This is a genomic window from Halomonas citrativorans (assembly GCF_900163645.1).
GTDB lineage: Bacteria > Pseudomonadota > Gammaproteobacteria > Pseudomonadales > Halomonadaceae > Vreelandella > Vreelandella citrativorans.
On sequence record NZ_FUKM01000063.1, the window covers coordinates 107,076 to 115,989 of the forward strand.

8 protein-coding genes and 1 pseudogene are annotated in these 8,914 nt (G+C 55.7%); 5 read left to right on the top strand and 4 right to left on the bottom strand.

Going from position 1 to position 8,914, the window contains the following annotated elements:
- Window positions 1-20: 20 nt before the first annotated feature.
- Window positions 21-680: an N-acetylmuramate alpha-1-phosphate uridylyltransferase MurU gene (murU, locus tag CZ787_RS18555; protein ID WP_087112045.1), complete on the bottom strand. Its 660-nt coding sequence runs from the start codon at window positions 678-680 to the stop codon at window positions 21-23.
- Window positions 677-1,687 (bottom strand): aminoglycoside phosphotransferase family protein, encoded by a 1,011-nt coding sequence (locus tag CZ787_RS18560; RefSeq protein ID WP_087112047.1) that lies wholly within the window; start codon window positions 1,685-1,687, stop codon window positions 677-679. The genes murU and CZ787_RS18560 overlap by 4 nt, the downstream gene beginning before the upstream one ends.
- 70 nt (window positions 1,688-1,757) lie before the next feature.
- On the opposite strand from CZ787_RS18560, the gene CZ787_RS18565 reads away from it, so the two are divergent.
- Genes CZ787_RS18565 through apaG form a run of 5 tightly spaced genes read left to right on the top strand, consistent with a single transcriptional unit; the run spans window position 1,758 to window position 7,571 of the window.
- A complete protein-coding gene (locus tag CZ787_RS18565; RefSeq protein ID WP_087112050.1) occupies window positions 1,758-4,205 on the top strand; it encodes an LPS-assembly protein LptD in 2,448 nt (815 codons plus the stop codon).
- Window positions 4,206-4,240: 35 nt separating this feature from the next.
- The gene (locus CZ787_RS18570) at window positions 4,241-5,266 is read left to right on the top strand and encodes a peptidylprolyl isomerase (protein ID WP_087112052.1); all 1,026 of its coding nucleotides are present in this window, start codon (window positions 4,241-4,243) and stop codon (window positions 5,264-5,266) included.
- Complete coding sequence (gene pdxA, locus CZ787_RS18575; protein ID WP_087112054.1) at window positions 5,267-6,325, top strand: 4-hydroxythreonine-4-phosphate dehydrogenase PdxA; 1,059 nt, start codon at window positions 5,267-5,269, stop codon at window positions 6,323-6,325. It begins immediately after the preceding gene.
- Window positions 6,326-6,366: 41 nt separating this feature from the next.
- On the top strand, window positions 6,367-7,197 hold the full coding sequence (rsmA, locus tag CZ787_RS18580) for a 16S rRNA (adenine(1518)-N(6)/adenine(1519)-N(6))-dimethyltransferase RsmA (RefSeq protein ID WP_087112056.1): 831 nt from the start codon (window positions 6,367-6,369) through the stop codon (window positions 7,195-7,197).
- On the top strand, window positions 7,194-7,571 hold the full coding sequence (apaG, locus tag CZ787_RS18585) for a Co2+/Mg2+ efflux protein ApaG (protein ID WP_087112057.1): 378 nt from the start codon (window positions 7,194-7,196) through the stop codon (window positions 7,569-7,571). Before rsmA ends, apaG begins: the two co-directional genes overlap by 4 nt.
- 28 nt (window positions 7,572-7,599) lie before the next feature.
- On the opposite strand, the gene CZ787_RS18590 is transcribed toward apaG, so the two are convergent.
- Together CZ787_RS18590 and CZ787_RS18595 are read right to left on the bottom strand one after the other, a co-directional pair.
- The gene (locus CZ787_RS18590; protein ID WP_254908662.1) at window positions 7,600-8,379 is read right to left on the bottom strand and encodes a GMC family oxidoreductase; all 780 of its coding nucleotides are present in this window, start codon (window positions 8,377-8,379) and stop codon (window positions 7,600-7,602) included.
- A 178-nt stretch (window positions 8,380-8,557) separates the two neighbouring features.
- A pseudogene (locus CZ787_RS18595) lies at window positions 8,558-8,914 on the bottom strand (hypothetical protein); the annotation flags it as partial.

Below are 8,914 nucleotides of genomic sequence, written 5' to 3' on the forward strand. Positions count from 1 at the left end.
CTTCTTATAACGGGTGGTATTTATTGGCTTAAAAATTGCTCCAGGGCGGCAAGGCGTTCGGGCGTTCCTACATCAACCCAGTGTCCTGCGAAGTGTTCCCCAGACACCTGCTGTTCGTTCATCGCATTTTTTAATAGTGGCGCGAGCGCAAACGCCTCGGTGGGCTGGCCAGCCAACAGCCGGGGATGAATAATGCTGACACCGGCATAGGTATAGCGCTGTGCGCCTTGAGTGAGCACGCGCCCCTTATCCAGGGCAAAGTCGCCTTCTGGGTGGTGATCAGGGTTATTCACCAGTATCAGGTGCGCCAGATCGCCCCTTTTTAGCTGAGTGTTGGCGGGCAGGTAGTCGCACCACACATCACCATTGACCAGCAGAAAGGGTTCCTCGCCCAGCAGCGGTAGCGCTTTTTGAATTCCTCCGCCCGTTTCAAGCGGCGTGGCCTCATGGCTCCACTGAATGTTGACACCGTAGGCCCGGCCATCGTCTATCGCTTGAATGATTTGCTCGGCGCGATAGCTGACATTAATAATGACGTCTTCAATACCTGCCCGCTGTAGCCGCTCCAGGTGATGAACGATCAGCGGCTTCCCCGCGACCGGGAGCAAGGGCTTGGGGCAGTGGTCGGTTAACGGACGCATCCGCTTGCCTAAGCCGGCCGCTAATATCATCGCTTTCATGGATGCTCTTCCGCTAGGCGTTGCAGAATGGCTGGGCGCAGCGTGAGCCTTACCCAGTTGGCAAAGGCGGCGTGTTCGGGCAGGCCATTCAGGCTATCTTCAAGGTGATCCAGGAAGTGGGGTAAGCGTGCCAGGTAGCCCTGTTTGTAGTCACGTAGCGTTAACCGACAAAAAATGCCCAACACTTTTAACGAGCGCTGAGCGGACATGGCGTGGCACTGGGTAATAAAGTCGGCCTTTGTTAGTACACTGGACAGGCGCCCATCGCTGCGGGCCTGGCGATAGAACAGGGTGGCCAGTTCGGCGAATTGGGTCGCACTAAAGCGCCAATAGCGGCCTCGCAGCAAGGAAATAACGTCGTAGGTAATCGGCCCTGCCACGGCGTCCTGAAAGTCGATCATATATAAGCGGCCATGGTTGATCATGATGTTCATGGCATCAAAATCACGGTGAACGCTAACCGTCGGTTGTTGAAGCGCCCGGTGAATAAGGTCTGTGCGCAGTGCCTCCCAGCTTGATGGGCAAGGTAGCGTCAGCCACTTATCCATGCACCACTCAGGGAACAGGTCGAGTTCACGAGCCAATAGCGTAGCATCATAGTCGGGAAGTGCGGTTGGACTGGCCCTGTTTTGCAGCTCGGCAATCAAGGCCAGTGCTTTTTCATGATACTGAATCACCGCGGCGCTATCGGTAAACCGATTCTGCATCGGTGTACTGCCTAAATCGTCCAGCAGTAAAAAGCCGTCGTCTAAATTCGCGGCATAAATTTTGGGAACGGGTAAGCCCGCCGCGTACCAGCGGTTGCCAATAGCGACAAAAGGGGCTGAATCCTCTTGAGCAGGTGGTGCATCCATGACTATTTGGGTGTCGCCATTAGGTAGCGTTAGACGAAAATAGCCCCGAAAGCTGGCGTCGCCGCCCGCTGGTGAGAGGGTAATCAACGCCGGATTTAGGCTGTTTTGTTCTGCGGCCCATCGGGTGAGGGCATCAATCCGTAAAGAGGACATGCAAGCTCCTTGCTGGTCGGGCATCATGCGGGCTGTATAATACCTATTCTGGATGCCAAGGATAACGAACATGGGCAAGCGATTTTCGCGCATCAAACCGGTTGCGCATACGCTGATGGGCAGTTTGCTCGCTAGCGCCTCGTTCTCGGTGGTGGCTCAGAATCAAGCGCTGCCCGCACAAGCGCTTGACTGGCAGGCCTGGGAAGGGGATGAAGCGTCACAACAGTTGTGCCGTGGCCGATACGTGATGCCTAGCTACCGGTTGCCTGTAGAACAGAACCCGGAAACGCTGTCAGTTGAAACCCGAGATGCGGATTACGCCGCCGATGGCGAGGCATTGCTGCGAGGCGATGTGGTATTGCGACGTGGTAATACGGAATTAGAAGCCGAACGCATTTATTTACCCGCAAGCCGTGAGCAGGTGGATGCTGAGGGTAATCTCGCCTTGCGTGATGGCCAAGCGTTGGTACGCGGAGACAGCGCCACCCTAATGCTCAATGAAGACCGCGCGAGTGTGCGTAACAGCCACTATGTGCTGTATGAAGAGCGTTTGCGTGGCCAGGCAAGTCAGCTTGAGCAAACAGGCGAGTCTCAGTATCGCTTGCGAGATGCCACTTTTACGACCTGTGACCCCGGCGCCAATACCTGGGAGCTGGTGAGCAGTGATATACGCCTAAATCAGGAATCGGGGTTTGGTACCGCGACGAATGCCCGCTTAAAAGTAAAAGACGTGCCTGTTTTTTACTGGCCGTGGTTGCGCTTCCCTATCGACGATAAGCGCCACACGGGGCTGTTATCCCCGGCTATCGGGTTTTCGTCAGATGGATTTAACTACGCACAGCCATTTTATTGGAATATCGCCCCTAATCACGACGCTACCATTACGCCGCGTTGGATGAGTGACCGTGGATTGCTACTCAACGGTGAATACCGCTACCTGTTTTCGGAAAGCGAGGGTACCGTTGAGGGGGGCTACTTAAGTAGTGACGACGGCGGTAATAGTGGTAGTGACCGCTTTGCTGGCGAAACCCGTTGGTATGTCGATGCGCGCCATGCGGGCCGAGTCAACAGCCGCAGCAATTATCGGTTGCGCTATGGCGCTTCCAGTGACGGCCGCTATTTCGACGACTTCGGTGACGAGTTTGGGAGCAGCGACCGCGTCAGCCTTGAACGGCTTGCCCAGATAGATTATCAGGGTGACCAGTGGTATCTCGATGCTCGGGCGCAAGGCTTTCAGCGTCTTGAAGATCCGCTTAGCGATAATGATAAACCGTTCTACCGCTTGCCCAGTCTGACTGCGAATTCCAATTGGCAGCTAGGCAGCGGCTTCTTCAGCGAATGGCGCTCCAACGCGACCTATTTTTGGCGTGATGTGGATGAGCGGCTGGTGCCGGAGCGCGAGGCAGCAACCGGCACGCGCTTACACTTGACGCCGGCCGTCGGCTGGCGCGAAGAAAAGCCTTGGGGATATATCGAACCACGGGCTGAGCTTTGGTATACCGCCTACGAGTTGGATTACGGTGATCGTGAAACGGAGCGCAATACCTCACCAAGCCGTACCGTGCCGGTTACGTCGGTGGATGGCGGCTTGATGTTTGAGCGTGAACTGGAGCTTGGAAGCCGCGGCTACCGGCAAACGCTGGAGCCGCGGTTTAACTATGCCTATGTGCCCCGCAAGAACCAGACCCAGCTACCCGATTTTGATAGTCGTGAGCGGGCTTTCTCCTGGGATCAGCTGTGGTCACCTCACCGCTTTTCCGGTGGAGACCGGGTCGGCGATCTTAACCGTGTGTCGGTGGGTGTGCAGACGCGCTTCATAGAAGATGACAGTGGCCGTGATCGGCTAACGTTTGGTATCGGGCAAAGTATCTATTTTGCGGACCGCCGTATTGATAGTGACGGAGACCCGGATACCCTGCCTGCGCGGCCCGAAGAAGATGCTTACGTTAACCCGCAGCGTTACTATCAGGCCACGCGTGATCGTTCGCCTCTGGTAACCCGGTTGGACTGGCAGATCAATGATCGCTGGAGTACCGGCTACGAATGGCTTTACGATGATCACCGTGAAAAGACGGAACACACCCGCTTTGACTTGCGTTACCGGCACCCGGAAGGTCATGTGGTGAACCTGGGTTACCGTTGGGAGATCGAAGGCTTCGACCCTGATACGTTACCAGGCGATGACGGCTTTCGTGATTACAACCGCGAAGAGTGGGACCTGTCATTTGCCTGGAAAACCAGCCCAAGGGTTGATCTGATAGGCCGATATCTTCACGACCAAACCAATGATCGTGCGCTTGAAAAATTGGCAGGGGTGCAGTGGAACGACTGCTGCTACGGCGTGCAGCTTGTTTGGCGCGAGTGGGTGGATGACAACGACACCGCGCGTGTTGCAGATGACTTCAACGATCGCGGGCTATTTTTACGCTTTGTATTCCGTGGCTTGGGCGGCGTTGGCCAAGAGGCTGACAGCTATTTTGAACGGACCATTCCCGGTTACCGTCCTACTCCCTTGTAACGACGTTCTTGAATGGCGACTGAAAGAGACTTTTTATGAAAACCAGAAATATGCTGCTAGCTCATGCAAAAACGATGTCGGCCGCGAGCGTTATCGCGCTGTGCATGGGCGCAGGCACGCTTGCCGCTCCACTGGTAACGCAAGCACAGAGTTTTGAGTCCACCCAGCGCCAGCCGATCGATAGCATCGTTGCCGTGGTTAACGATGGCGTCATTATGCGCAGCGAACTCAACGATCGTGTTGCTCAGATAGAGCAGCAGGCGCAAGCTCAGGGGGGCACGCTCCCGCCAGGCTCTGCGCTTCAGGCGCAAGTGCTTGAACGGATGATTCTGGATGAAATCCAGCTACAGCTGGCGAATCGCAGCAATTTAAGCATTGATGATACCGAGCTGAATCGTCAACTGCGTACGATTGCTGAATCCAACAATATGACGTTGGATCAGTTCGCAAACGCGGTGGAAGCCGATGGCATGACGCTTGCTGAGGTGCGTGAAGACATTCGTCGTGAAATGTTGATGCGCCAAGTGCAGCAGCGCCAGGTTGGCCAGCGCGTATCGGTCAGCGACCGTGATGTTCAGCGCGTGCTTGATCAACAGGGCAATCAAAATAGCGATCAGGCGTTTGTCGAAGAGATCCGTGCGCGCCACGTACTGGTTGAGCTAACGCCAACGCGCAGTGAAGAGCAGGCGCGTGCCCGGGCTCAGGATGTGCGTCAGCGTTTACAGCAAGGCGCTGACTTTGCCTCCGTAGCACGTGAGTTTAGTGACGACAGCGGCAGTGCGCTTAATGGTGGCGAGCTGGGTTGGGTGCGCCCAGGTCAAACCGTACCGGCATTTGAGGAAGCCCTGCAGACGCTGAACGTCAACCAAATATCCGAGCCGGTGCGCTCACAGTTTGGCTATCACGTGATTGAAGTTGAAGAGCGTCGTCGTCAGAACGTGACCAATGAGAGCCGCCAGGAGCAAGTGCGTCAGGCCATTTTCCAACGCCGCGCCAATGAAGAGCTGCAAGTCTGGCAACAGGAAATTCGCGCGGAAGCCTTTGTGGATGTTCGTCTTTAAATGAGCCCGATCGCTGACCTTCCGCTGCTGATCACCACGGGAGAGCCTGCGGGTATTGGGCCTGAGCTGGTGCTTATGTTAGCCGCGCAGGGCCATCTGCCGGCGCAGGCAGTCGCCATTGGTGATGTGGATATGCTGCGCAAGCGGGCCGCTGCGCTAGGGCTTGATGTGGCACTGGTGGAAACAAGCCCCGGCCAAGTAGTGGCTGCCTGCGCGGGGCAATTACCCGTTTGGCCTGTAGCACTGAGTGAACCCGCAACGCCTGGCGTGCTTAACCCGGCCAATGCAGGGTATGTGCTCGCCACCCTTGAGCTGGCCGTGGCTGCCTGTCAGGCAGGCCAGGCCGCCGCTATTGTCACCGCACCGCTGCATAAGGGCGTCATCATTGAGGGCGGCTACTCAGGGTTCACAGGGCATACCGAGTGGCTGCGTGATGCCTGCGGTGTTGATGAGGTCGTCATGATGCTGGCAACCGACGCCGCGTTACACGCCAACGCGCCGGATTGGCAAGGCAGTGGTGATCTTCGTGTTGCATTGGTCACCACACACCTGCCGCTGCGCCAAGTCGCTGATGCGATTACCGTAGCGCGGGTAACCCGGATTAGCCGCCTGCTGGCCGATGACCTGGTACGCCAGTTTGGTATTGCGTCGCCACGTATTGCCGTGTGCGGGCTAAATCCTCATGCGGGCGAAGATGGCCATTTGGGGCATGAAGAGCTGGAAACGATTATCCCCGCGCTTGAATCCCTGCGTGCACAAGGGCTGGATATACAAGGCCCTTTACCTGCCGATACGCTGTTTACGCCTCGCCATTTGGCGGGTGTTGATGCCGTACTTGCGATGTACCATGACCAGGGCTTGGCCGTGCTTAAGTATGCTGGCTTTGGTCAAGCTGCTAATATCACGCTGGGCTTGCCACTAGTGCGCACGTCGGTCGATCACGGCACCGCGCTTGACCTAGCGGGTAAAGGCGTGGCTGACCCTGGTAGCTTGCGCGTTGCGCTATCGCTTGCTCGGCGTCTGGCCGAACAGCGCGCCCAAACGGCCCGCCAGGCGTAACACCTCCACGATTGAAAAATACCTCCAAGGAATTCTGTTAGATGTCTCAAGTGCCCCAGCAGCACCGTGCTCGCAAACGCTTCGGTCAAAACTTTCTACGTGACCTGGGTATCATCTCGCGTATTGTGCGCTCGATTGGGCCGCGGGAAGGCGACCGTCTTGTTGAAATTGGGCCGGGCCAAGGCGCGCTGACCGCGCCACTGCTTGAGGCGGCAGGGAAGCTTGAGGTGATTGAGCTGGACCGCGACTTGATTCCTGGCCTACGCGTGCAGTTCTTCAACTACCCCGACTTTATTATCCATGAAGGCGATGCGCTGAAGTTTGACTTCGCGGCGCTGAAAGGTGATGGCCCGGCCTTGCGTGTCGTCGGCAACCTGCCCTATAACATTTCAACCCCTTTGATCGTGCATCTGCTCACGGCCGGCAACGCGATTGCCGACATGCACTTCATGCTCCAAAAAGAGGTCGTTGAGCGGCTGGCTGCCCAGCCAGGCGGTACGGATTGGGGGCGGCTTTCTGTGATGGCGCAGTACTACTGCCACGTCGACCAGCTGTTTATCGTACCGCCCGAGGCCTTTGTGCCCCGGCCTAAAGTCGACTCTGCCATTGTGCGCCTCACACCGCACGCAAGTTTGCCGCACGTAGCCGACGACCCGGCGCTCCTGTTTGAGCTGGTAAAGCTAGCCTTTGGCCAACGCCGTAAAACCTTACGTAATAACTTTAAAGGACGCGTCAGTCCTGAAACGTTAGAAGCGCTGGGTATTGACCCCACGCGCCGCCCGCAAACGCTAACGGTTGCTGAGTATGTAACCATTGCTAACCGCGTGGCTGCTGATGAAAGGCCAGGTAGTGATGGGAGTGAAAACGGGTGAGTGGTTTAGCCATCGACGTCAGCGTAACGCCTGAATACTGTGCCGAAGAATCCAGCGATGCGGAATTACGCTACGTATTTAGCTATACCGTGACGGTACATAATCAAAGTCCGCATAGCGTACAACTTATGGCACGTTACTGGAAAATCACCCAGGGCAGCGGCGATAGTCAGGAAGTGCGTGGCAAGGGCGTGGTCGGGCAGCAGCCATTGATCGGCCCCGGTCAGCGCTTTCGCTATACCAGCCGGGCGATTTTGCAAACACCAGTGGGCGTGATGGAAGGTGGCTATACGTTGTTGAACACCTATACCCAGCGTGCCTTTGAAGTGCCCGTAGCGCCTTTTCGCTTGGCCGTGCCGCGCCAGTTGCACTAAAACAGGCTCGTCCCTAATGAGCTATCCTCTAGGCGGAGGTTAAACGCTGCTCCAAGTGATCGCATAAGCGAAGAGCGAGTTGCACTAGAGTGAGCGTGGGGTTGGCGTGTCCGCTGCTTGGGAAGACACTGGAGCCCGCCACGTACATGTTGTCCTGGCCAAACAGGCGGCAATCGCTGTTAACGATGCCGTCTTCCGGGGTATGACTCATGCGTGTGCCTCCCATGTGGTGGCGGCCAGCCAGCTCGCCATCGGTCGGTAGCGTAACGGGCAAGGCTGCAAGCCAATCGGCCAATTGTACGCGGCCAACGTCCTCCTCAAGCAGGTACTCTCCCAATAGCAGCAAGCTCTCGCGAATAGTGTGCCGATCAAGCGGCGACTGTTGCCAAACTAGCCTGCTTCGGGGAACGCCTAAGGCATCAGGTTCTTCGGTTAGCTCAATGCGATTTTCAAAGCGAGGTTCCTGCTCCCAGGAGGCTCTTAGCATCACCCCATGCAGGATGCGTCCTTGCGTTTGCCACTTACTGATCAGCTCGCCGAGTGAAGGCGCCTGCAGGCCAAGTTCATCAATCAATGCTTGGGTTGCTTCGGGGCTCATGCGGTGCAAGCGTAATCCGCAGTTCAATATTTCTCGCGCGGTGATTGACTGCTCATTAGGCGAGAGGAAAACGTTGTATTCCTTATCCAGTCCTAAGGCTTCTGGCTTAAACAGAAGCGCCTGCCCAACCGTTGCATGGGGATGCTCCATCCAGTAACGCCCCAGTGTCTCCGCATGTGGAATCAGTTGGCCATTGGTTCGGAGTATCAACAAGCCGCCCTAACATTGACACTGTCCAAGAGCCTGTACTGATGGAGCATATACGATATTTCCCACACTCCATTGACAGTCAACATTTTTCACGAGGATTGACAAAATCGTCAGCATTAAAGCCATAGATTGACACTAACTAAACTTTGAAAATTATTAGATTTCTAGTAGAAGATGGTTACTTCAGCGACAAGAGATACTGGCGGTAATATTGAGAAAAGCTGAGCGTTAGCAGGGAGGTCTCGGCTATGTGCAGCTCCTCCTTGCCGGTAGGCTCTGTCGTGGAAAGCGAATTATCTTTACTTTGCATCATACTATCGGTATCGCCATTGGCTTGCTTATCGTGTGATTTAATCACGCGGTCATGTAGCTTTTTTTCCTGTAGCGCCGACAAATCTTCCGGAAGATCATTAGCAATTCTTTGTGAGTATTTTCTTAGGGTAGGTTCAGCGATCACGTAAAGCCACGCTTCTCTGTCATGGTAATCCCCCCGAAAAATAATCGCGGTGATAAGTGGAATTTTGTACTCTGAACA